This window comes from Legionella sheltonii (assembly GCF_026191355.1).
GTDB classification, from domain to species: Bacteria; Pseudomonadota; Gammaproteobacteria; order Legionellales; family Legionellaceae; genus Legionella; species Legionella sheltonii.
The window spans coordinates 82,783-106,642 of record NZ_JAPHOQ010000003.1 but is presented as its reverse complement, the minus strand read 5'-3'; the positions used below and the strand labels follow the sequence as shown (position 1 = coordinate 106,642).

Genomic DNA, 23,860 nt, shown 5'->3' with positions numbered 1-23,860 from the left:
TAACTAATGAGCTTTGATGATGCGATATAAAATTACAAAGCAATTTGCGCGCGGCGAAGAAAAACTCATTGCTGAGTTCGATGAATTAAAAAATATGAATGTATTTATTACTAAAAAGGTCGCGAATTCAGCTCAAGAAAAACAAAAAATTATTTATAGAATCTACGATGATTCTGAATTATTGCATGTGTTAAATAATGAAAATGTCTCTATAGCTTATGCAAAATATGCAGAGGGCAATGGAGATCTTAATCTCATCCAACTTCCATTCATGGTACTGAGCAAGCCAGAAAACGTGCAGGAAAAAACTGAAATTGCTCACTTCAGCGATAAAATCGATGCAGATTCATTTATAGAGGATAAGTGCGAATTAGATGAAACGGTCCAAGATAATGATCTCTTTTTTCTAGTTAAAAATCAAAACCTTATTGATACCTTAAACAGAGTTATCAATTCACATCGAAAAAAAGAAGCAATTGACTTTACTGAAAATGAAAACGGAGCAAAATTTCATCCATCGCCATTACCAAACCGCCCAAAACCTCCAGGTGGTCCTAGCGACTGCTGGATTGAAGAAGATGAAAATAATTGAGAAAAACAGTACCCACCAACAACGTTAACTTAGACCACCCGTTCTCAAACTCTTGGTGCGGTGATTGAGCAAATTGTATCCTCATTAAATTCAGTGATAAAATTCTTTAGAATTTTTTCAATTTCAGATTGAATGGCTTCTTTGGCTTTTGGATCCATATTCTTAATATAGTGCTCCGGATGATGCAAAAGAGAATCTAAAGTAATAATTTCTGCCGAAGATACAGCTTTATTGAGTTGTCCCTCAAGAATCAGATTAATCGCAGAAACGATATGGTTAGGATCATTTTGTTTTCTTAGACGATTAAGTATCGCTTGGACATGGATCTTAAATGTATTAACTTCTGTAAAAAATTTATAAGTTTTAGTTTCACGCATAATAATGTTTATCGATTCTTGCAACACATAACAAAAAGTTGCAATATTGTATAATAACTTACAACTTTATTCCATTTTCATGCAAAGCAAATCTGCATTTTTCGCTTCCAATGGCTATTTTTCCATAGATAACTTTGATTACGTCTTTCGAAAAATGGTCTTAAGTGCCTATGCGAAGCGTTTTAATAGTGTGGCAGATGCTCGACTTTATTTAGCAATATGCGGAGTAGACTTAGAATCCACAGTCAAAATACTCTTAACAATGGAAAGAACTGGACTGCTCACTACCCCCATAGCCGAAGCTATTTTTGCACCAGTGGGATGTGGTGATATTGCAAATGCATTTTGTAAGCTGATGACTGGCGATATCATGATAACGGGAAAAAAGGGAATTGAATCTCTTACCCCGCTCGTTGAGGCACTCGAAAATGATTTGCCCAAAATTATTCGCATTGATATTCCTGGACATTCTTATGTGATGTTGGCTTGCGAAAAAAAAGCGGAAGGAGTTTTGGGGTACATTTATCAATCTAACGTAGCGTATGACATGGAAGATAATGCTTTTTCCCTTGCAGCATGGCTAATGGATGCGAAATCGTGTAAAACAAATCTCTCTGAACATCTGCAAAAATTAGCGCGACTGATTAATCCCGCTGTTTCTAATTTAGAGAAAGAAAGCATCTATTTTGAGTTATATTCTGCAAAACCCATCGTCGATGTAAAAGTTCCCGCGAACATGAAAGAAATGGTCTCATACATTAATGAGAATATGAGTTTTCAATACACCATCAAATCCATAAACGCTAAAAACATGCTCCATGTTTCAAAACGAATACAGAAAATATTAAACCAGCACCCTGAAGAACAATTCCAATCCTTAGAGAGCTATATTTCCAAAATGAGAATAGAAATAGAGTGTGATAACGAATTTTATCCTGTAACAGAGCCCTCCTAAGACCCGTCAAATGAATGTCTACTTAAGGATTTGGAGATAAAATCGGTGCTATGCGTAGCGTAGTACCAAAAAAGTTTCAGTATCTAGGGCATAGCTAGGCATAATTTTGTGAGCGATTATCTTTCATTAGTGACCAATTATGTTACAATATGAGCAACAATAGATTGGAATTAACTCGTGTCTTCCTCAGTATCTCCAAAGAACTATCAATGGATAGCCAGTCTCTATTTTTTTCAAAGTATACCCTATGTGGTCGTCACGTTGATCGCAACCATCATGTTTCAACAATATGGGATGACCAATACCCAAGCTGCGTTTTTTACCAGCTTATTTATGATCCCTTGGACAATTAAACCGCTATTTACACCTTTTTTGGAAGATCGTGCCACCAAAAAAAAATTAACCCTTTATGCACAAGCCACCTTGAGCTTCCTTTTTATGTTCATGGCATTTGGCATCGATACGCCCTATTTTCTAATATTGAGTTCATTAGGTTTTGCAAGTCTTGCCTTTATTTCTTCACTTCATGATATTGTTTCTGATGGTATTTACTTACTGTTAAATAATGAGGAACAAAAAAGATACGTTGCTTGGCGCAGTTTCTTTTATCAAATGGGAAGGTTGCTTATTAAAGGAGGCCTATTGGCCCTCATTGGCGGCCTCGCCTTGCACTATCAATTTAATGTATGGCGAATATTTTTTCTCAGCTTATTTGTCATAGGGCTTCTGCTGACCTGTTACCATAAAGTGAAAATCCCAGAAAACGACTCACGAACCGAATCGATTAACCCCAACTATCAGCAAATATTTAAAACGCTTTTCTTTAATAAAAAAATCTATCCTATATTACTCTTTATTTTTTTCTATAATTTTTCCGAAGCGCAAATGCAAAAAATCATCCCGTTATTTTTATTGGATCAAGAGGGATTAGCGCTCAACTTATATCAAGTTGGAGAGCTCTATGGGATTTTTGGAAGTACCCTATTGATGTTAGGTATTTTTATGTCGGGCTGGCTTATTACTCATTATAAACTGGAGCTCTGTATCAAAAAGGTAACAGTACTCTTGCTCCTTGGTCATTCACTCTATCTTTTGTTTCCCCTTTTTAATGCAAACCATAACCTACTTTATCTGGTTATTTTATTGAATCAATTCACTGTAGGTTTGGCCAATGGAACCTATATGGGCTATCTGTTGGAAGCAGCCAACAAAAGCGCCTACCCAATGTCCATGTACACTGTTTGTACCTCGATCATGGCCTCAAGTTATGTGTTTTTTGGTGCACTGAGTGGCTGGATGGAGCAACAACTCGGTTATTCTGTTTTTTTCCTTTATATTTTTGCAGCAAATATAATGCTTGTCATAATAACTTTTAGAATGATGAATCAGTATGACTGACTTACTTGTAACCTTAGAGAATGAATTAGTACAGGCATGCTCACTTGCTGATTGTGATCTTGCCTTGAGTTACTATTTAAATAAAAAAGGGATTACAACGTTTTCATTTACTTATTATGCATATCATCCCAATTCAGCCAATCGTTTAAAATATGATATGTGTTCCGCTAATTTCAAAGCCTGGCATCAACACTACCTTGCAGAACAATACCAAGATATTGATAGTACAATGAATTTTGTTTATAACAATCATTTACCAATTTATTGGAATTTAAAACAGCAATTGGCACAAGCAGCCAGTGAGTCAGAACGTAAAATGCGCGAGGACTCAATTGCGTTTGGCGCAGAAGCAGGCTTATCAATCCCTATCCATGGTCCACATAATAATTTTGCCATTTTGTTATTGGTGCAAATGCAAAATCAGCACTGTAATTTGCAGGATAACCGTGCACAATATGATTTCTTTGTTACTGCGCATCTCTACTATCACTACATCCAAACTCATCTTCTCGATCAAATTAGTGAGAAAGAAGCTTTTCATTTAACCCAGCGTGAAATTCAATGTTTGCTGCTGATTGCGGAACAACATTCCGTCAAAGAGATATCTCAACGGCTTGAAATCAGTGAACGAACTGTTAATTTCCATATCCAAAAAATCAATAAAAAATTAGGTACTAAGAATAAATATCAATCCTTGGCCAAGGCCTTAGAATATCAATTATTAGTCTTATGATCCCCCTGTCACAATTGACAGTGGTCAATGACCAATTGACGGGATTAAAATTTAACTTCCTGTTCATTGGAGATACATAATGAATTTTTTTAAGAAAATTATTCAATTAACTACAATTACTGCTTCCCTAATTCCTGTAGTAGCAAATGCAAGCTTAACTTTATACACGACCAATTGGTCTATGTATGGCCAAAATCCTTACGAGTATGATGGGGCTTACAAAATAGGTCGGCCTTATGGACAGTTAGCTTATGTGTACAATCCGGAAATGGTCGCTCAATTCAATAAAGCGGATGTAGTCGCCTGGAGTTTTTTACAAGTATGGAATAGCAAAGACCCCAACCAGGCTCAATATCAAATCCCCTCCAGCTGGGATGGTTTAATGCATTTTGCAGATCTCTGGGGTGAGCTGCCTTTGGAAGGTTCCTGGATCTCACCTTTACCACCAGAAACTAAAGACTTCCTTGATTTTTGTACCGCAAATCAAGGTGCATGTACTTCCATACAAATGAATGGCAACACCGGACAAAAAGAATTATTTAATTACACAGACCAAAAAGGGGTGGGACAACTCAACAGTTTTGGTGCATTTATTCATTCCAATAAATATACTGCCAAACGCATCATTGCAATTGGTGGTGCCAACACAGTAGAAAATAAAGGAATCAGCACCGCTACATTTGCTGCCATCTTCGCCAATCAAGATAAATTTTTAAATCAATTTAAATCCTGGATGAACCATTTTAAAAATTTAAAGGGAATTGATTATGATTTTGAACCCCCTATTGATTTGCAAACAGGTGGCCAATTACCTCCTGATGCAAATACTCTGGCTGACTACAAACATCTTTTTGATTTAGTCAAAGCCAGCCGACAAACCTTAGGAAAAGATGCCTATATCTCTGTAACCATCACGGTGAATAAAGAGTATTTGGAAAAAATCAATCAATCGGTTGATGGCGGCTGGTTTAAACAAATCGCCAATTATGCCGACAGCGTTAATTTAATGACCTATGATTTACATGGCCCTTGGTCACAAAGTAGTGATCCCTATACCGCTGTACATGCCTATTTAAAGCAACCGGGGACCAATCATAAGGATGAGTTTGCGATTAACTATGCAACAGACTCGATTACCGAACAAGTTCTTGCATACGGTATGCCCAAAGAAAAATTGCAAGTAGGTTTAGCAGCCTATGGCCGAGGATTTTCCGGGGTAGCGTCTGGTGATAATCCTGATCTTCCTGGTTTTGAACAACCTTGGACTGGGGCAAGCCATTTTGCCACTGAGTATTCAATACAAGATGGTTTACTCCCTTATAAATCTGTAGATAAAGTGGTAAACCAACTCAATTATAAGAGCTATCGAGTCAATGCCTTCGATGAGAACAATAACCCATTTATTACCGGTTCTTATCTCTACAATGCAACAACCAAACAATTTATTGGCTATCAATCTCCCGAGGTAGTAAAAGAGGTATGCCGATTTATCAAGAATAAACAACTTAAAGGCACCATTATGTGGAGCGCTGATACCGACCTACCTGTTTCAAATCCTAATAGTTTGGTTGCAGCGTATAAGAGTATGTGTAACTAGTCCTTGTAGCCTGGGTGAAGCGTTAGCGGAACCCGGGATTTTTTTTGCCGTCATCCCGAGTACAACGAGGGATGACGAGTTTCTTGAATCTCCATAACTCCTTGACTATTATTTAAAAATACCAAATCTCAAACTCAAAACAATGAACCCATTCTCTTTATCTATAGCATCGAAATGGAAAATGATTTTGGTTTTCCTCTCATTGATTGCTATTTTCTTATACCTCGTGATGAAAATAATGAATGCTCCATTAGCTGAAGTCCCTTTATTGATCATTATCATCATTGGAGGAATCCCCTTATTTTTACAAATCGTAGGTAAACTATTTCAAGGTAATTTAGGTGCAGACTCCTTAGCCGCTATTGCTTTAGTCACCGGTACTCTCCTCCATGAATACCTGGCTGTGGCGCTCATTATTCTCATGTTGGCTGGTGGACAAACGTTGGAACAATATGCCATGCGTAAGGCATCCTCTGTTCTAATGGCCCTCGCCGCGCGTATGCCCACTAAAGCCCATCGAAAAACAAAAGATCAAATTGAAGACATCTCACTAGATGATATTCGTATTGGTGATGACATTGTTATCTATCCCTATGAAATTTGTCCCGTCGACGGCAACGTTGTGGAAGGACATGGCATGATGGATGAATCCTATCTGACAGGTGAACCTTATATGATTTCCAAAGCGCCTGGAACTTCTGTGATTTCGGGTGCAATCAATGGTGAAGCTCCGTTAACTATCCAGGCAGTCAGACTCCCTTCTGATTCACGTTATGCAGCTATTGTTGAGGTACTTAAAGAAGCAGAACAACGAAAACCTTCTTTACGACGATTAGGAGACCAGATCGGCGCCATTTTTGCTCCGTTCGCCTTGATCTTTGCCTGTGCTGCCTGGTACCTCACCGGTGATTCGATGCGCTTTCTCGCCGTAATCGTCATCGCCACACCTTGCCCATTACTCATTGCTATTCCCATTACCTTAATTAGTGCGATTTCTATGGCGGCAAAACAAAGTATTATTATTCGTGACCCAACCGTTCTTGAGCGATTACCGACCTGTCGCACTGCGATTTTCGATAAAACAGGAACATTGACCTATGGTAAACCCGCATTATCAGAAATCCATATTGCCAAAAACACATCCCTGAATTCAGATCACATTTTGCAATACACTGCAAGTTTAGAACGTTATTCAAAGCATCCTCTGGCTCCTGCAATCCTGAAAGCTGCTGAAGAGCGTCATTTAAAATTGCTTGACGCCTCTCACGTTTCTGAAAAACCAGGACAAGGGCTAATTGGTATTATCGAGCATCATCAAATTCATGTTACCAGTCGTAATAAATTTCTGCTTAATAAACCCGAATCCGCTAAGGAACTTCCACCTGAATCTCCAGGTTTAGAATGTATTATTCTCTATGACGAACAATTTATAGGCTCATTAGTTTTTCATGATGCACCGCGTAAAGAAGGGAAATCCTTTATCAGCCATTTATCCCCTTCCCACCAGTTTAAAAAAATAATGCTGGTATCTGGTGATCGTGAGTCAGAGGTTAGATATTTAGCTTCCCAGTTAAATTTGAAAGAAATTCATGCCTCACAAAGTCCAGAACAAAAGCTTGCCATTGTTCGCGAAGAAAGAAAAAATGCGCCCACCGTATTTATGGGGGACGGTATTAATGATGCTCCAGCACTCACCGCAGCAACAGTGGGAATTGCCTTTGGACAATACAGCAATATAACCTCTGAGGCAGCCGGCGTCGTAATCATGGAAAATACTTTGAAAAAAGTAGATGAATTAATTCACCTAAGTTTGGATACCCGCAAGATTGCATTACAAAGCGCTGTTGGAGGAATGCTACTTAGTGTTATTGGGATGGGCTTTGCATCAGTCGGTTATATCACTCCCGTAACTGGTGCTATTCTTCAGGAAGTAATTGATGCAATTGCAATTGTTAATGCGCTCAGGCTTGCATGGGGCGGCAAAATTAAAATTGATTTACCCCCTGTTTCTGCCAGCTAAATTGTGTCGATGGTAACAATTTTAACTCCAATTGTGCATTTATTTGCACCTGTTTAACTATAATAAATATAAGAACACGAAAATTGGAGGTATTAGATATGAACTCACTCCGGCAGAAAGACCCATATGAGGCCAGAGTTACAATTGAAAACAAAATTATCTCTAAAACAACGGGACAAAATATCGATGCGTTGAAAGTACATCTAAGCCAACAATGTGATTTAGAACATTCGGGGGTGGAAGGAGAAATTATTGAACTTGCCACAGGCAAGATCGTATATAGGTGTCATAAACAAACGATAATCGATCAATAAATTTTCCCCGAAATCTCTCATAAGTACATATGATCTATGCTTCATATTAATCTTTCAACGGAATATGTAAATCGTTATAATAGCAATTCACTTAAGACCAAGGATAGGACATGCAAAATTCATACGGGTTTGGCAAAAATGTCGACTACGCATTCGATCAAGCACTTGAGCATGTAACAAATGAACTACAAAAAGAAGGCTTTGGGATTCTTACGGAGATTGATGTATCCGCAACCATGAAGCGGAAACTGAATAAAGACATCCCGCCCTATCGCATACTTGGAGCATGTAATCCTCATTTAGCTCACAGTGCACTGGAAGCCGATCCATCTATTGGTTTATTACTTCCCTGCAATGTTGTTGTCCGGCAGGATGATAACCAACAAGTCCATGTTGAATTCATGGATCCTGAAGCCATACTCCAATTGGTTAATAAACCAGAGATTAAACAGCTAGCCCAAGAGGTAAAAGCTCGCCTACAACGAGTTCTTCAGGGAATTTAAGAACTGATGTGACCCTCTGTCAACCCAATTGAATGTCTCTATATTAGGTGTATAGTGTGATAACTCGAGGAACTGTTCAAAAAAAATTGCTGCTCTTGGGACTAAGCCAGTTCCTGGCGTCTTCATTCGTAAGTGCTGAGGTGGTGAAACCCATCAGTTATATTGAAGCGGTGCGACTTTCACTCAGTAGCAATCCTCGCATTGGTGCGAGCCAAGCCCAAATTGAATCAGCCAGAGCAGCAATTATTGAAACACGGGGAACCGGGTTACCCAAGCTAGGCATGGAAATGAATGCTGCTCGCAGTGATAATCCTTTAAACGTTTTTAGTTATAAATTAAGCCAGGGCAATGTTTCATTTGCTGACTTTGGTCTGGGGCAATTCACAGGTCCCGGTTCAATTAACGTAAGGCCCCAAGCATTGGATTCACCTGGGTATTACAGTAATTACAACGCAGGATTTAAACTAACCGTACCCATTTACTCAGGGGGTGAAACCAGCGCAAGACTGAGAAATACTAATGCCCTGCTTCGTGCTGCTCAACACGGTGATCAAGCAGCACGTATGCAATTAGCTTATGATATTCTCCAAGCTTATGAAGGTGTTCTTGCTACCAACAAACTCATAGTTCTTGCGAAAGAAGAAGTCGATGCGGCTACCGCATATCTCAAAACAACGAAAACCCTTTTTAAGCAATCGCTGGTCATAGAAAGTGACTTGTTACTCGCGGATACTTATCTGAGGACAGTAAAAATATCTTTAATAGCAGCGCAAGCAGAATTGCAAAACCATCTTGATGAGTTCCGCAGCTTAATTGGCCATCAAGAAGGTTTGTATGTTCCAAAAAATTCCGTTCAGTTTCCAACAACAAAAAGAACGATTGCCGCCCTGACACAAAAGGCATTCATCCGTAATGCACAATTGCGTGCCATTAAATCAACCATAGAGGCGGGTCGCGCCAATATTGATGCAGTCAATGCAACAAACAAACCGCAGGTAAACTTACAATTACGGCAGGATTGGAATGGGAATACTGTAGGTGCTGGACTTCCATCAAATCTCATTGCCCTTGGTGTCAATTGGGAATTATTTAGCTCAGGTGAACATTCAGGAGCAGTCCAAAAAGCGGTTGCTGAAGTAAAGCAAGCTACTTTTCAATTAGAGGATACTGCGAATGCACTGCGTCTTGCACTTATCCAGGCACGACGCGCTGAAGAACTTGCAATGGTTCAATATCAAGCACATCATGCTAACGCAATGCAAGCAAAAAAAGTTGTAGGCCATCTTAGCAAAAGATATGGGCGTGGATTAGTGCCACTTGGGCAATTGTTGGAAAGCCAAATGAAATGGGCTGAAGCAAAAAATCAGTGTATCCAATCACAATACAATCAAATTCTTGCGCGAGGACGATTGTTAATGCTAACGAATGAGTTAATTCCATCAGAGAAATAAAATAGTGTAATTTATTGGACAAATGAGAGTTGCTAATAAAGAGATGTTTTCACAACTCTTTCAACAAAAAATGCATCGGAGCACCTGGATTTTGAATAAAAATATCTCACATAAACCGCTATTAAACAGTGCTGGCCAAATGGCTAGAGCCTTTATTCACTCAAAACTCACCCTGCTCATTATTCTTAGTTCCCTGCTGTTTGGTGCGCTTGCAATAGAGTTCACACCGCGAACTTATAATCCTGAAATTGTAGTGCCAGTTGTTGCAATTTCCGTGAGTCGTCCAGGCAGTGATGCTCAGGAAATGTTGCATCAAATTGTAAGGCCATTGGAAGGACTTATGGCATCTATTCCTGGAGTAGATCATACCTATGGCATGGCAATGAATGACAATGCATTAGTCACAGTACGATTTAAAGTAAACGAAAACGAAGAAAACAGCCTAGTTAAAGTATACAATCAAATCAACAGCAATATGGATAAAATGCCTTCAGGCACATTAATGCCGTTGATACAATCAATCAGTCTGTATGATGTCCCTTTGTTGACAATTACGCTTAGCTCCTCGCAATACAGTTCCATTCAACTGCAGAACATGGCAACCAAAGTACTCGAGCAATTACGCGGGGTACCTCAAGTAGGTAAAAGCTGGGTTATGGGTGCATCACCTTCCGCGCTACGAGTATGGTTAGATCCTGATAAGATGGCTGCGCATTTCATTCCATTGCAAAAAATCAAACAAGCGCTCCAGATGAATAATATCAGCCTGAATGCTGGGAAGTTGGAGCCTGAACAGCGTGAAGTTCCTTTACGTATCGAAGGAAATCTCATCTCAGCGGAGGATCTAAATCAAATCATTATTGGAGTAGATAATGGTATGCCTGTCTTATTAAAAGATGTTGCTCGAGTTGAGTTAGCACCCGCAGAGGAACAAATTCGTTCCTATTTAGCCTTCGGCCCAAGCGCCTCGAATCAGCCCACAGGGGTACTCAAACCTGCAGTGACGCTTGCGCTGGCACGCCAAAAAGGAAGCAATGGGGTAGTTGTCGCCAATGCCATACTTGAGCGATTAAAACTCGTTCAAGAAAGCAACATGATACCCAGCGATGTAACAACTATTGTAACCCGCAATTATGGTGACGATGCAAATGACGCCGTCAATACGTTGATTGAGCATTTAGGAATTGCGATCGCTTCTGTAGTACTTCTTTTAATGCTGTTTTTAGGTTGGCGTGAAGCATCTATAGTGATTTTTTCCATACCACTGATTCTCTGTATTGTACTTGGGATAGGATGGATATCAGGACAAACAATTAACCGGATCACCTTATTCGCATTAATTCTGTCGTTGGGTTTATTGGTAGATGACAGTATCGTTGTGATTGAAAATATCCATCGTCATATGATGCAAAAAGCACAGAATAACCTCACTCGGTTGATCGTATATGCAGCAAATGAAATAGGAAAACCAACCATCATTGCTACTTTTACTGTGATTCTTGCGTTAATTCCCATGGCTTTTGTTTCAGGCATGATGGGCCCTTTTATGGCTCCTATCCCATTTAATGCGCCGCTGGCCATGCTTACTTCACTGATTATTGCCTATACCGTTGTTCCTTATTTGGCTTATAAATGGCTAAAAACTAAACACCGGTCTTATTTGCACTCAGAGAATCAGATCGTCATTTCCCAAGAAAAACACCACTTAAGCTTGATACATAAAATTTATATTTATCTTTTTACTGTGCTTTTAAGATCTCGATGGTTACGCTATTCATTTTACGTTTTTATTTTTGTTCTTTTATTTCTGGTGATGTTGCAACCTTTATGGGAGTTCATCCGACCATCAGGTAGTAATGGCCCGTTGAGTCCCTTAGGTGTTGAGCTTAAAATGCTTCCTGATGATAACGTGAATACCTTTTTACTTGAGGTGAACTCTGGAGCTGGTTCCTCGTTAGAGCAAACCCTAAAGATTACAGACGATATTTCCAACGTTCTTGCCAAAAATCATTTTATCACCAATTATCAGCTCTTTTTGGGACAAGCAGCCCCCGAAGATTTTGCAGCGATGGTTCGAGGGGATGCCATGAACAGTGGCACCCATTATGCGCAAATTCGCGTTAATTTAATTAACAAACACGAACGAACCATTGGATCGCATGAAATCGCCCAACAGGTTTATGATTCATTGTCTGAAGTGCGTCATACTTATCCTTTGGCCCATATCAAACTTTTTGAAAGTCCTCCAGGACCTCCGGTTCGTTCACAAATGGAAGCTGGATTGTATGGACCCAATTACAATCAGCTAAGAGAACTAGGAAAATACATCAGCAACACTATCTACCCTCAAATTTATGGGATGATTAATATTGATAATTCAGTCACTGAGGATTTAACCGAATACAAACTATTGATTAATCGAAATGCTGCTGTTTTTTCAGGCCTACTTCCTAATGCACTGGCTAACGAGATACGCAGTTATTTTAAAGGGGTTAATGTAGGTAGTGGCCATAGACCAGGCCTTCTTGAACCAGAAAATATCATACTTCGCTTGCCCAGAATCACGCGGAATAATATTACATCTCTAAAAAAATTGTATTTATTAAATCAGCAAAATCAACTTATCCCCTTATCAAGGATTGTTGATTTCAAAAATGTAATCCAAGAAAAACCCATTTTCACCCGCGATCAACATCAAGTTGTTTATGTCACAGGTGAGATGCTGCACTCAAGCCCAGCCTATGCGGTAGCAACCGTAACTCATATGCTGCACCATGAAAAACTGCCTCATGACATCCATTTAACCGTTGGGAATCTTGGATTTACAGAGCAGCAACCGCAGAATATTACTAAAAATCAATTACTTTGGCTTGGCGAAATGCGTTTAACATTAGACGTATTTCGTGATTTAGGCTCTGCATTTATAGTAGCAATTGTACTTATTTATATATTACTGACAGGATTTTATCGGTCCTTTTTCATCCCTCTAATTATTATGGGAGCTATTCCACTCACAATTATTGGCGTATTCCCCGGTCACTGGATTATGCATCAACCATTTACAGCCACTTCCATGATCGGGGTGATTGCTCTGGCAGGAATTGTTGTACGAAACTCTTTATTACTTATCGATTTTATTTTAGAGAAACAGCGAGCCGGGTATTCAATCGAATCTGCAGTCACAGAATCCGGTGTGGTTCGGCTCTTGCCTATTCTGTTAACCGCTTTTGCAATTATTTTAGGATCCGCAGTGATGTTATCTGATCCTGTATTTGGCGGGCTTGCCATTTCATTAATTTTTGGGGCCTTTGCTTCAACTATACTTACATTATTCCTCATTCCTTTAATTTATTTGGGTTGGTGGAAATGGCGTAATTCTTAGCATGCTGACGAGGAGGCTCTCATGAACACTGAACGTATTGTTCGCATTGTTGCGGGAACATTTATTTTACTTTCGCTGGCAGTTGGTGTTCCACAAAGCCCCCTTTATCTCAGTAACTATTTTCTTTGGGTTACTGTATTTGTAGGTGCCAATTTATTTCAAAGTGGATTTACTCAGTTTTGTCCTTTAGAAAAAATCTTGAATCGATTTGGTGTCGGTTGCAAATAGACAACATTGAATCAGGGATGATATGAGTATGGCTCACATCATCGTTAAAGGGGCTGGAATTGCGGATGTCTCAACTGCCTATGCTCTGAAGGACAAACTTGAAACAACCCATAAAATCACGATGGTCCATGAGATTGACTATGTCCAATTTCTTCCATCCAACATTTGGGTCCGGATAGGTTGGCCCTCGCGTTCAGCAATTACTTTTGAAAATGCTTGGAATTAATCGGTTAGAATAGACTCAGTTTGCTCACATTAGGCTATAATTTCAGTTAGGAAGGAACCACCATGAAAATATATCTCATTCAGCATGGAGAAAGTCTGGGAAAAGAAATTGATCCCCTGCAATCACTGACCAAGCAAGGAATAGCTGACATTGAGCATTTAGGGCATTTTCTGAGTCATAAAAAAATAGAAATCGCTCGGATAATTCACAGTGGAAAACGTAGAGCCGAGCAAACTGCGTCAATACTCGCATCCAATTTGCCATTCTCCGGGGAAATCGAATTTCATCAAGGGCTGGAGCCTTTAGATGATGTGAACCCGGTTGCATCTGAAATATATCAGCTACACCACAATATCATGCTTGTAGGGCACATGCCTTTTATGGGCAAATTGGTTAGTAAACTTGTTGTTCACGATGAAGAAAGAGCTCTTGTTGCTTTTGTTCCGGGAACTATCACATGCCTTGAGCGAACGAATGAAGGTCAATGGATTATTAATTGGATTAAACGCCCAGATATATATAGAATTTGATATTGCAAGCAAGCTAATGGATTATTAAATAAATAATTTCTAATCGCCAGGAGGTCTCATCTATGTACAAACAAATTATGGTCGCTGTGGATGATACTAAAGCCTCCACTTTAGCGTTAAAGGAAGCCATTAAACTTGCAAAAAATCAAAACTCCAAACTTCGCGTGATTCATATAATTGATACTTTATATGAAGGTGATGTCGATCGCGAATCATTTGTTGAGTTAACCAGAAAGCAAGGACAGGAAGTTTTAAATTCAATGAAAAAAATGCTGACTCGTGCAAAAGTAGAGTTTGAAATGAAACTTTCTGAGTTAATCCCTTCCAAGGCTCAAATTGCTGAAAAACTCGTTGATGAAGCAACAAGCTTTTCTGCTGACTTAATTGTTATAGGGACCCATGGTCGTCGCGGAATCCATCATATATTGACAGGAAGTGTAGCCGAGGAAGTCATTCGAATTTCCAAGACTCCTGTATTGTTAATTAGAGGTTAGAAAGATAAAGATGTAATATCAATTAAAAATTACTCTTGATTTGATAAATTGACTTTATTCTGCTTCACTTAATTCATTCGAATTCATTCTTCAAACCTATGTTTGGAGAAACTGCTGTCTCTTGCGGTTAATTAATGCTCCTTTTAATAAAATCTTAATAATCTTATGCTATAAATTAATAGCCGGCAATTACACATATTGATACAAATATGCCCAAAACATACTCCAAGCAGCGTATAAATTTCGATTTGTTGACTGATATGGATCTGCCTCGCTATGAGTATCATCGAACCTTACGTCAGGCAATTGATTTATCTGCTACGAGCTATTCACAACAACAAACGAGTGATGGGGTAATTTATCAATGGGATAATATCGCACCAGAAATCGCACTGGTTATTCTTCAAGAGGCTCAAAAACAAAAAATTAATATCCAAGATGAAGTGATTCAGGGCATGGGAATTGAAGCTTTTAATGAAGCACGCTTGCAACGAGCGATAGAAAAATTACAAAACAATCCAAATTACTCTTTATTTATTCAAAAACTGGCCTTACATATTACTGCGAACAAATCTACAGAGCTCACTCTAAAACAATTAAAATCGGCAGGAATTGTCAGCCTCGAGCAATTCGATGAAGTATTCACTAACTTTTTATACACACAAAAGAAATTAAGCAAGAGCTTTCCTAATTTCATGAAAATAACTGAGGAAGATGATTTTTATCAATTCACTACTTTTATGGCCAATGAACCCTTATATGAATCGTTCCTTTTGGCATTTACCCAACATCTTGCTGCCGAATTTAATCAAAAAAGAATAAAAAATAATCAGGTTGAAGTTCCTAAAGAAATGGATAGCAAAAATCTATTAAAATTTTTCCATTCCATTAGTTATGATTTCAGTTTCCAATTTCCAAAATCCAGCCCCCTACAAAACAATACTTTGTACCTTGAAATACTTCGCGACAAGCTAAACTATGTGGTCATTGAACCCTCTGGGAATGAAATTAGCGCCACAATCAATTTCAGTGAACTTGGTTTTACCCTAGACGAAAAAACCACCGAAGAAGAGTTAAGAAGTTATTTCCCTAAACTGTTGAAAATCACCTCGCAAAGAGGCCATACCGGGAACATCGCCATTAATAGCACCGCAGCGTTAAGAGATAAAGGAATTGATTTTTTGGAAAGCGATGTGGGTACTAGTTTATTTTTATCCCATTTACCAGCAGTCGATCTCGTCAAAGACGAAGGATATCAATTTACTCTGTATCACTGGTTAAATCAGGGAAATTTGGAGCGTTTAAACGATCTATTGGTTTTGGGGGCTTGCCAACGTTATAACAAGGAACTTGACGCCTGGATAAAACAGATGAAAGCCCCTACAGAAATAAATGAAGAATTTCAACACGAGATCGATGCAGTCGGTGACTTAGTGAAAGAAATTACCGCAATAATCGCTACTCTTGATGATGATCCGCACGCACAAGATAAAGAATTAGATAATAAAATAACATCACTGTTCCTCCATTTAAAAGTCCTAAAACAATTCTATAGCGACACCCCCTTTTTAAATCCTGGAGAAACATTACCCTCCACAACAGGTCATTTTGAACAGTTCATCAAAAGAATTCTATTCAACTCATCAGGTGATAAATTAATTCAATATATACCAGACGATCATGAGAAAGGCCGAACTTGGAAATTAAATTTGGTGAGTTTAGTTAATGGTATAGTGAACAACAGAAATTTTGTTTCGGTTCGTGATGTAAAGAATAAAAACGAGCAGTCATTTTTAACCGATGAATCAGGGCTTGTTGTAAACCCTTCTATTGTTTTTAGAGAACAGCTAAAACAGAGGCTTACAGCCTATCTTAAAAACGATGTTCATCATTATCATACTGTACAGAGTTATCAAAATGATAAATTAAATATCACTCCAGCACCTGTTGTTTTTAGAGGCGGACATTTTACTGACTCTGTGGGTGAAACAATACAGTTTGCTAAAAAAATGACGAGAACTGGTGAGTATACTGCGGACAGTCATTTATTAGCTGGGCAAGAAAATAATGTTAAAAAGCATGAAATTCGCTCCGGAACAGCATCTACCCTGGCGGCTACAGGGGTTGCTGGAACACGTTCTGTTACGGATAAATTTGATGTAGCAATCAAATTTGGTGGAATGAACGAGGTAAAGATTCTCTATATCGTTCGGGGTAAGGAATCATTTCATTCACAACCTTTTGCAGAAATTGTAGGCAAAACAAAATTAGGTGAAATAGCTTATACCCACGTGAATCCTCATGATTATATCATGACCATCCTTTATAACTGCCATAATGAAATTCTTGATGTAATCCCTGGAAATTTAAGTGGGGAAATTCAGGGGGTAAGTGAATTTACCAGGGAAGTTATTACTTCGGGCATTGAGTTTTATAATAAGAAACAAGACAACTCGTTGACTTCCAAACCTTTAGTGCAGCTCCCCTCTCCCGGTCAAAAACAGATGGCAACAATTCATTTGCCTGAAAAAAAACCCTTAATTGATATTCTTCACTCGCATAAAAAAGAATCAGCTCCAGCAGTTGATACACAGCCTGCTCCAAAAAAATTAGACAGCTTCAGGATCACACGAGGCATTCATCAAGGTCATAAAATGCTGTCATTAGAAACCCTACGCTCGGAAGTAGAAGTCATCGAGCCAATGAGCGAAAAATTAGATCTTCCAGAGGGAACTTTCAAATTAGTTCCTGGAAGATTAAGTGAGGTAAGAGAAGCAGCAGTAGCTCATTTCAACATGCGGCATGTTTTAACGCTTAAAGATTTTAACCGATGGAGTGTTCAAGAAAGAAAGTTGCAGGAAACTTATAATCGAATTTTACAGCCTAATTTTATGGAAGGGGACATCCAAGAGCAGTTAACACATGCCAATATAGCTCATGAAGAGTGGTTAACTGATGTACTGGTGCCCAAATTGCAAACGGCGTTGATGCTTCATCTCGCAGCACGCTTAATAACCGATTATCGCGTTGACACTGAAGAGGTGAATGAGCTCGCTCAAAAATTATTCCATGACATTCTGGAATCGCAGGAGAGCGGTTTGAAGCTAATGACTTTTTGGTCAAAAATTCATGAATCCCTGAATAAAGAAGAAGTACATCACTTTTGCGTGCAAAGAGCGCATGAGCGGATGGAACAATTGTACCCCTCCTTGAGCAAAGACAGTAGCGAGTATGCATTCAAATATAATTCATGCTTGGTGATAGAAAAGAATAAAATCCAAAGACAATTAGTCAACAAAACGATGTCCGAGTTTTTGGATAAAAATCTGGATGCTTTTGCTCAAAAATATAAGTTGGAGAAAAAAACAGTTTATCCATTCGCTGATAATCATGATTTTGTTTTTTTAGGCCCGGCAGCAAGTGGCAAGAGCACCATTTCCAGTCAATATATTAAAAAAGAAAATAGAAAAGATTATGTTTCATTGGCCACCGATGATTATCGAGGCATTTATATGCCATTTACCGAAGAATTTGAAAAACAAGAAACCGATCAGGCATTTATTCGCACCCAAGACAGCGCCTATTTAATCAGTGAACTCGTTGAAGAGCGAATGCATGCTCAGAAAGATAAAAGGCCTAATGTAATCGTTGATGGGGTAACCTATAAACCATCCCAAAAAGCTTTGGTCGAAAGAAATAATAATTCTATTGTAGTCTGTGCTTGCTTGGATGATATGTCCCAAGTGGTTAAGCGTTGCTATGATAGAGCAAGACAAGAGGAAAGTGGATCAGCGGATAAAGGACGATATGTCAATACAACCAGCTTACTCCACATGCATAAAACGGCAAGCCTCAACTTATTAGTTCATTGTGCACCGAATACAAAAATTGATTTTTACAATACGAATGTCCCACGAGGCGTCACTCCTCCTTTAATTGCTACTGTCGATACTCATGGAGAAAAAACACTCACAATTAATCATAATAAAGGCTCTTTAATGTATTTAGCTTCTTTTTTCAATAAAGCTCGCGTTAATGTAGGGGCTAAAAGTGATCAACATCTCTTTTTAGAAAAATTAAAACAACCCGAATTCCAGATTGATTCATTATTCTCAGTTATGGAGTTTGGATTTAAAATTATGTTGCTGGGCGAAATGAACAGTCCCTGTTTAACTATTACAAAGAATGGTGATGGAATTACTATGGAAATTCTCGATCCAGAACAGCTGAAAAATAAAATTGAAGAAAATCAAGCTGAAAAACCTCTATTGCAAATGCTTTTATTGTATGGGCACCTGGGTGGTTTGAAAGCAGTTCAAAAGAAATGTTTGGTGCATGAAGATATTGATTTAATTGTAGAACAAATAATTGATACCCAATCTCAAACCAAAAAAACCGCTGTAAGCAATGGAGAAATGCCCTTTTAAAGAACAGTTTGCAGCTACAATATATAGAATATGAAATTAATAGATATAATGCATTCCTAAATCGAAAGGAAGATACAATGAATAAGTGCTTACTAAAAAAAATTGAGAGAGAGAAAAATAAAATAGAACATTTTATTGATTCTATGCGTGATTTTTTCTCGAAAACTCATGATGAATCTGAGAGAAATAATCGTCTTGAAGTGTTTGATACCTTATTGCTTTTAGCCACCTATGCGCAAGCCGACGCACTTGAAAATGAGTTTCAAAGTGTATTACCACAAAATGAACGAGGAGAGGCAATCAATTATTTATGTCAGGAACTTCGAGAAATCAATGGCTTTTGTCAAGGTTCATTTAGCGATGAGCATGACGTATATAGAGATTTATTCTCTGAAATAAAGTTTCCTACTGCAGAAAAAAAACACGCAGTGCGCAAACTTTTAAGTGCAACGATTACTGAACTAATTTTTGAAAAGACCAATACCCCGTCAAACCGTTTAGGTGCATCAAAATAGTACATCCTTCTTCTTTTCCACATTTTCTCACCTCTTCAAATAAAATTATTTTCAAATTTTTTTTATGATAAATACCTGTTTCAAAAAATAAAAATTTACGTTTGAATCCCAAAACCAGATGAGATATGATGACGATTTGTTGTTTCTGTGTTTTTTGAAAACAACCATAGGATTAACATTAGCCATTGTTTCTCAGGAGGGTTATTCTGAGTACTTTTTTCAATGCAACACGCATCGCAGCGTACGCGATTTACGCTGAGCTCAAACTTTACCCTTATTATAATTTTGGTTTTCATCTCGATGCCATCACCAGTTTTTTTTGTCATATACTGCGTGCTTTATATGATTTGAGTGCATTTCTATTGCGCGTATTAATTACCCCATTTTATCTTTTAAATCCTTTTTCTTGGCCCAGTGTACCAGGTCATGCCTTAAATCTTATCGATGATGTAGTGGGTTTTGCGCTCAGTGCAGTCAGTATTGCCATTCACCCAATCATTTTTGTTCTCCGTACCTTAAGCTCCATGATTCGAGGTTATGATCAAGGAACGGATTACGATTGGGGTGGGGATAGCGAAGAAGAGGATCTAGAAATGGCAATGACCATTTGCTAGAACTAAAGCACAACATCATACTCATTTATGAAAGCGTGCCCGAAAATTCATTGTGATCCTAAATAAAATAGCACACGCTTTTCCGTACATAGGTTCACAAACTACTGATCGACCACCTGTGCAAATGATCCTGTTTTAAGAAAACTCATAATTAATTGCCTGGTTTTTGCATTATTCATAATAAATGTATGATTGGAGTTAACAATAATCGGATCATTTTGTCCTTGTAAACGCGCTGATTCAGGAGGAACTTTCGCATCAAAGCGCCCTGCTATAATTCCGATTTTAATGTTTGGTACGGGGACACGATGTACATAGGACGTTTGCTCAGAACTCAGTTCAGCCAGGGGTTTTATTGGGGAAGTAAACATAGGAAATATTTTGGAAGACAGTTTTGCCATTTTTGAGCCTTGATTTGGGGGTGCCAACATGATGAGACAACCGATTTGTTTTAATTGTTCTTGCGACCAAGTAGATAATGCCTGACGAGTAATAATTCCGCCAAGACTATGAGTTATAAAACTAACCTTCACCCCTGGGTTTTTTTCTAATAAATTTTTAATAAATTGATTTAAAATTATTCCGTGCTCTTGAATACTGTATTTTGGAGATGGATAACTGTAGGAATAAACCTCATAGCCTTGTCTTTTCAAATAATTTTTTAATGGCCACATACTAAGGGATGTGCGCATCAAACCATGGATTAGCACGATGATTTCCCGATGATGAGCCGGTTTAACTTGTGCTGCAGAAGGCACTGCATAAAGTTGCTTGCTGGTATTGGGTAATGCGTATGCTTGAACCATACCGATCATTCCAATGACCATCATTAGAATGTATCGCACAAATGGGTTGTTTTTAAAAATGGTTGTGGTAGCCATTATTTCCCTTTCTTTAATTTTATAGGGGTCTGCCCCAATTATCCCTTATTATTTGAAGTGAATTAATATAGCAGGTTCAAAAAACTTTCCAATTAGAGTAAGTACGTATTCATTTTAAAATCAACTTTCTCGACAGATTAGCCTTCTCTCTCTGCAAATTTTGTGGATTTATTGTTCATATTATGGTACATGATAGCAGTTCACTAAAGTGAATAAATCATTTTAAAAGATCTAGTGTATTAAAAAGTATCATTGTTCGATTCAATTAAATCCAAACCGATGAGGAGTTTATTATGTTGAAAAAAGTGATTGTCGCTACACTGTCTATTATCAATTTCTCTGTTTTTCTTCCTGCCTATGCCAATGAAGATTTGAGCTGTAAAGTTGAGGTTGCTGTTGCTACTCCACCGGTGCAATTTGATCAAAATGTAGCATTTAATGTGACTAATGAATTCGGACTCAGCAAATCACTTACCCTTCTCGGAGGCAAAGCACCTCAATTTATCGATAAACTACCTTGTTCTCCGGCGCCTTTAACCATCAGTGCCACCTTATACTCAACTCCAACTCATTCTTTGTTACAAGGCCCCATCATTGGTCAATGTGTTTTAAAAGCAGGACAAGTCATGTTAAATGGTTCAGATAATAGTGTTTCTGTAGTATTTCCTTATGATTTTAATTGCAATTAAGGTAGGACGTTCCCTTCTCCCCTGCTCTCGTCATTCCGAGCAAAGCGAGGGATCACCATACTCGTGTCATAATGAGAAGTGCTCTCATTGGTTCGGGAGTTGATGGCAGGCTGATGAACACTCCACCCTACCCCTCTTCCACAAGTAGGAGAGGGGATTTTAACTTCAGGGCACGAGTTAAGAATTTATAGGGTGTCATCATCTCTCTTACAACGCATTCCCCAACGCGCTCCTACACAAGTAAAGATAGCCCCTAAGAAAAAGAGCGTGAACATAATAAATGCCCCTGAGGTCAAATTAGCGGGAGTCACATTAACCTCTACCACCGCTTCATTTTGACCATTTTTCATGGCAGAAGAAATTTTGGTGGTACCTACTGGGGTTGAAATTTGATTAACTGTAACTGGAACTGCGACGACAGTACGGGAAATAGAATTGGTATAGGTTGCTACGGATTGGCTTAAAAGTCCTATCAATACAGCGCCTAAGATTAATGCCATAACCCAGGTGATAAAGCCATATATCATTCCCAAATTACGTTCAGGACAATACAAGCGGCCCAAATAACCAGCAGTATATCCTGCAACCAGCGAAGAAATCACAACACCTATAATAATTCCCAACATTCCGCCAACGACGACTATAACTGAGCCATTACTCATGGTTTTAAAGGCACTTAGCCCTATAGCAATTCCGAAGAGATTCAATAAAAAACTGAGACCTAATGCAGTTAATGCACCAGCAACAACTGCTGTCCAAGAAATGCGTTTATTAGGATGTATGTGGCAATGCTCTCGAACCGATGAATTTTCACTTTCCATTTGAATCTCCTTATTTCATGATGAATGTGTGGTTGGGGGAATTATATTTGAAGTTTGCTCTTTCGGCTGTTGCTTCAACTTATATGAATTGTATAGGCTCAGCTTGCATTTCTACCCTCTTGGCCAAACCGAACCCTAGTACAGGTAATTATTTTTACTAAAAAATTACCCCATATATTTATATTTTTCAAGAGCATACCTTCTCTGATAGCGAGGATGTAAGCGCTTAACCTCATCTACGGCTCAGCGATTTGATCTATATTTCGAGCAATATTTTTTGCGATAGCACTTAAGGGCAAATCGTTATCTTCCTTACCAAAAGGTTCTTCCAAGTCCTCAGATAAGATTTCCAAACCCAATAAAATATATACAATCATAACCATCATCGGGATAATCATAAAACCGAATGTATCTACCCAACCAAAGGGGAACATAATGGCATAAAAAAGTAATGCTTGTTTTACAAAAAAGGCAAAGGCAGGCGGTACATGGGTATTTGCGATTCGTTCACAACCTCCAGCCATATCAATCAAATTGGCCATATGAGTGTCCAAAACCAGATATTGTTCCAATGTTAATTTATTTTCTTGGCGTAGTTGATTCAGCATACGATACATTTTTTTAGTTACTAAGAGGACCGGATGCTTTCCCTCAAACTCATGAATGCACAAAGAAAGCAACTCTGTTTGCACCTCTCTACTGTCTTTTCGTAAATGGGCTTTAATAATAGCCGGTAATTTTTTCAACAACTCATAAAACTCAGGATATTCCTGCAACCCCACATAAGTATCGAATTTTAGACCTAAGTTTCGACAATTATTTACAATTGACCCCCATAAAACTCTTCCCTCCCACCAACGTGAATAACTGGTGTTTACTCGAAAACCAATGACGATAGTCAGGATAAAGCTAAAAATCAGATGAAATTGACCTAAATTATAACGAGTGGCATTTTCAAAAAAATAAGCAATGATTACCGCATAGATAACGATTATGATGGTTATGGGTAATAATTTTCGAAAAACTTTTTCTTTATAAAACAAGAAAAGATGAGGAATCCACGTTAAAAGATTATATGTTCTCAGTTTCATCAATGCTTCCCTACATAAAAAA

At 38.4% G+C, this 23,860-nt stretch carries 22 protein-coding genes; 18 read left to right on the top strand and 4 right to left on the bottom strand.

Annotation, left to right across the window (positions count from 1 at the left end; translation table 11 throughout):
* Nucleotides 1-16: 16 nt before the first annotated feature.
* Nucleotides 17-592, top strand: coding sequence for a hypothetical protein (locus tag OQJ26_RS04310; protein ID WP_265702729.1), 576 nt, complete (start codon nucleotides 17-19; stop codon nucleotides 590-592).
* Nucleotides 593-636: 44 nt separating this feature from the next.
* Here the strand turns inward: OQJ26_RS04310 and OQJ26_RS04305 are convergent, their stop codons facing one another.
* Nucleotides 637-969 (bottom strand): hypothetical protein, encoded by a 333-nt coding sequence (locus OQJ26_RS04305; RefSeq protein WP_265702728.1) that lies wholly within the window; start codon nucleotides 967-969, stop codon nucleotides 637-639.
* 46 nt (nucleotides 970-1,015) lie between these two features.
* Between OQJ26_RS04305 and OQJ26_RS04300 the strand changes: the two genes are divergently transcribed.
* The 16 genes from OQJ26_RS04300 (at nucleotide 1,016) to OQJ26_RS04225 (ending at nucleotide 20,356) form a co-directional block, all read left to right on the top strand.
* The gene (locus tag OQJ26_RS04300; protein ID WP_265702727.1) at nucleotides 1,016-1,924 is read left to right on the top strand and encodes a hypothetical protein; all 909 of its coding nucleotides are present in this window, start codon (nucleotides 1,016-1,018) and stop codon (nucleotides 1,922-1,924) included.
* Nucleotides 1,925-2,101: 177 nt separating this feature from the next.
* Nucleotides 2,102-3,322 (top strand): MFS transporter, encoded by a 1,221-nt coding sequence (locus OQJ26_RS04295; protein WP_265702725.1) that lies wholly within the window; start codon nucleotides 2,102-2,104, stop codon nucleotides 3,320-3,322.
* Nucleotides 3,315-4,055 (top strand): helix-turn-helix transcriptional regulator, encoded by a 741-nt coding sequence (locus OQJ26_RS04290; protein WP_265702724.1) that lies wholly within the window; start codon nucleotides 3,315-3,317, stop codon nucleotides 4,053-4,055. Before OQJ26_RS04295 ends, OQJ26_RS04290 begins: the two co-directional genes overlap by 8 nt.
* Before the next feature lie 79 nt (nucleotides 4,056-4,134).
* Nucleotides 4,135-5,652: a glycosyl hydrolase family 18 protein gene (locus OQJ26_RS04285; RefSeq protein ID WP_265702723.1), complete on the top strand. Its 1,518-nt coding sequence runs from the start codon at nucleotides 4,135-4,137 to the stop codon at nucleotides 5,650-5,652.
* Between the two features lie 142 nt (nucleotides 5,653-5,794).
* Nucleotides 5,795-7,672 (top strand): heavy metal translocating P-type ATPase, encoded by a 1,878-nt coding sequence (locus OQJ26_RS04280; RefSeq protein ID WP_265702722.1) that lies wholly within the window; start codon nucleotides 5,795-5,797, stop codon nucleotides 7,670-7,672.
* Between the two features lie 98 nt (nucleotides 7,673-7,770).
* Nucleotides 7,771-7,986, top strand: a complete 216-nt coding sequence (locus OQJ26_RS04275) for a hypothetical protein (RefSeq protein WP_265702721.1) — start codon at nucleotides 7,771-7,773, stop codon at nucleotides 7,984-7,986.
* Nucleotides 7,987-8,096: 110 nt separating this feature from the next.
* Nucleotides 8,097-8,489, top strand: a complete 393-nt coding sequence (locus tag OQJ26_RS04270) for a DUF302 domain-containing protein (RefSeq protein ID WP_265702720.1) — start codon at nucleotides 8,097-8,099, stop codon at nucleotides 8,487-8,489.
* Nucleotides 8,490-8,545: 56 nt separating this feature from the next.
* A complete protein-coding gene (locus OQJ26_RS04265; RefSeq protein ID WP_265702719.1) occupies nucleotides 8,546-9,940 on the top strand; it encodes a TolC family protein in 1,395 nt (464 codons plus the stop codon).
* 91 nt (nucleotides 9,941-10,031) lie between these two features.
* Nucleotides 10,032-13,322 carry an efflux RND transporter permease subunit gene (locus OQJ26_RS04260; protein WP_265702718.1) on the top strand — a complete coding sequence of 1,097 codons (3,291 nt, stop codon included), beginning with the start codon at nucleotides 10,032-10,034 and terminating at the stop codon, nucleotides 13,320-13,322.
* 21 nt (nucleotides 13,323-13,343) lie between these two features.
* Nucleotides 13,344-13,550 carry a YgaP family membrane protein gene (locus OQJ26_RS04255; RefSeq protein WP_028379968.1) on the top strand — a complete coding sequence of 69 codons (207 nt, stop codon included), beginning with the start codon at nucleotides 13,344-13,346 and terminating at the stop codon, nucleotides 13,548-13,550.
* 22 nt (nucleotides 13,551-13,572) lie between these two features.
* Complete coding sequence (locus OQJ26_RS04250) at nucleotides 13,573-13,776, top strand: hypothetical protein (RefSeq protein WP_265702717.1); 204 nt, start codon at nucleotides 13,573-13,575, stop codon at nucleotides 13,774-13,776.
* A gap of 62 nt (nucleotides 13,777-13,838) precedes the next feature.
* Nucleotides 13,839-14,306, top strand: coding sequence for a phosphohistidine phosphatase SixA (gene sixA, locus OQJ26_RS04245; protein ID WP_265702716.1), 468 nt, complete (start codon nucleotides 13,839-13,841; stop codon nucleotides 14,304-14,306).
* Nucleotides 14,307-14,368: 62 nt separating this feature from the next.
* Nucleotides 14,369-14,800 carry a universal stress protein gene (locus OQJ26_RS04240; protein ID WP_265702715.1) on the top strand — a complete coding sequence of 144 codons (432 nt, stop codon included), beginning with the start codon at nucleotides 14,369-14,371 and terminating at the stop codon, nucleotides 14,798-14,800.
* A gap of 209 nt (nucleotides 14,801-15,009) precedes the next feature.
* The gene (locus OQJ26_RS04235) at nucleotides 15,010-19,227 is read left to right on the top strand and encodes a zeta toxin family protein (protein ID WP_265702714.1); all 4,218 of its coding nucleotides are present in this window, start codon (nucleotides 15,010-15,012) and stop codon (nucleotides 19,225-19,227) included.
* A gap of 77 nt (nucleotides 19,228-19,304) precedes the next feature.
* The gene (locus OQJ26_RS04230; RefSeq protein WP_265702713.1) at nucleotides 19,305-19,742 is read left to right on the top strand and encodes a hypothetical protein; all 438 of its coding nucleotides are present in this window, start codon (nucleotides 19,305-19,307) and stop codon (nucleotides 19,740-19,742) included.
* 185 nt (nucleotides 19,743-19,927) lie between these two features.
* Nucleotides 19,928-20,356: a hypothetical protein gene (locus OQJ26_RS04225; RefSeq protein ID WP_265702712.1), complete on the top strand. Its 429-nt coding sequence runs from the start codon at nucleotides 19,928-19,930 to the stop codon at nucleotides 20,354-20,356.
* 101 nt (nucleotides 20,357-20,457) lie between these two features.
* Here OQJ26_RS04225 and OQJ26_RS04220 read toward each other — a convergent pair whose 3' ends face one another.
* Nucleotides 20,458-21,237, bottom strand: coding sequence for an esterase/lipase family protein (locus OQJ26_RS04220; RefSeq protein ID WP_265702711.1), 780 nt, complete (start codon nucleotides 21,235-21,237; stop codon nucleotides 20,458-20,460).
* 293 nt (nucleotides 21,238-21,530) lie between these two features.
* On the opposite strand from OQJ26_RS04220, the gene OQJ26_RS04215 reads away from it, so the two are divergent.
* Nucleotides 21,531-21,926 carry a hypothetical protein gene (locus OQJ26_RS04215; protein ID WP_028379961.1) on the top strand — a complete coding sequence of 132 codons (396 nt, stop codon included), beginning with the start codon at nucleotides 21,531-21,533 and terminating at the stop codon, nucleotides 21,924-21,926.
* A gap of 185 nt (nucleotides 21,927-22,111) precedes the next feature.
* Here the strand turns inward: OQJ26_RS04215 and OQJ26_RS04210 are convergent, their stop codons facing one another.
* Complete coding sequence (locus tag OQJ26_RS04210) at nucleotides 22,112-22,747, bottom strand: hypothetical protein (RefSeq protein ID WP_265702710.1); 636 nt, start codon at nucleotides 22,745-22,747, stop codon at nucleotides 22,112-22,114.
* A gap of 236 nt (nucleotides 22,748-22,983) precedes the next feature.
* Nucleotides 22,984-23,838, bottom strand: a complete 855-nt coding sequence (locus tag OQJ26_RS04205; RefSeq protein ID WP_265702709.1) for a bestrophin family protein — start codon at nucleotides 23,836-23,838, stop codon at nucleotides 22,984-22,986.
* Between the last annotated feature and the right edge of the window lie 22 nt (nucleotides 23,839-23,860).

Coding starts and splice junctions, on each gene's coding strand:
- OQJ26_RS04310 (WP_265702729.1), top strand. CDS start 17: ATGATGCGATATAAAATTACAAAGCAATTTGCGCGCGGCGAAGAAAAA.
- OQJ26_RS04290 (WP_265702724.1), top strand. CDS start 3,315: ATGACTGACTTACTTGTAACCTTAGAGAATGAATTAGTACAGGCATGC.
- OQJ26_RS04285 (WP_265702723.1), top strand. CDS start 4,135: ATGAATTTTTTTAAGAAAATTATTCAATTAACTACAATTACTGCTTCC.
- OQJ26_RS04235 (WP_265702714.1), top strand. CDS start 15,010: ATGCCCAAAACATACTCCAAGCAGCGTATAAATTTCGATTTGTTGACT.
- OQJ26_RS04240 (WP_265702715.1), top strand. CDS start 14,369: ATGTACAAACAAATTATGGTCGCTGTGGATGATACTAAAGCCTCCACT.
- OQJ26_RS04280 (WP_265702722.1), top strand. CDS start 5,795: ATGAACCCATTCTCTTTATCTATAGCATCGAAATGGAAAATGATTTTG.
- OQJ26_RS04230 (WP_265702713.1), top strand. CDS start 19,305: ATGAATAAGTGCTTACTAAAAAAAATTGAGAGAGAGAAAAATAAAATA.
- OQJ26_RS04220 (WP_265702711.1), bottom strand. CDS start 21,237: ATGGCTACCACAACCATTTTTAAAAACAACCCATTTGTGCGATACATT.
- OQJ26_RS04255 (WP_028379968.1), top strand. CDS start 13,344: ATGAACACTGAACGTATTGTTCGCATTGTTGCGGGAACATTTATTTTA.
- OQJ26_RS04215 (WP_028379961.1), top strand. CDS start 21,531: ATGTTGAAAAAAGTGATTGTCGCTACACTGTCTATTATCAATTTCTCT.
- OQJ26_RS04250 (WP_265702717.1), top strand. CDS start 13,573: ATGAGTATGGCTCACATCATCGTTAAAGGGGCTGGAATTGCGGATGTC.
- sixA (WP_265702716.1), top strand. CDS start 13,839: ATGAAAATATATCTCATTCAGCATGGAGAAAGTCTGGGAAAAGAAATT.
- OQJ26_RS04275 (WP_265702721.1), top strand. CDS start 7,771: ATGAACTCACTCCGGCAGAAAGACCCATATGAGGCCAGAGTTACAATT.
- OQJ26_RS04305 (WP_265702728.1), bottom strand. CDS start 969: ATGCGTGAAACTAAAACTTATAAATTTTTTACAGAAGTTAATACATTT.
- OQJ26_RS04270 (WP_265702720.1), top strand. CDS start 8,097: ATGCAAAATTCATACGGGTTTGGCAAAAATGTCGACTACGCATTCGAT.
- OQJ26_RS04210 (WP_265702710.1), bottom strand. CDS start 22,747: ATGGAAAGTGAAAATTCATCGGTTCGAGAGCATTGCCACATACATCCT.
- OQJ26_RS04205 (WP_265702709.1), bottom strand. CDS start 23,838: ATGAAACTGAGAACATATAATCTTTTAACGTGGATTCCTCATCTTTTC.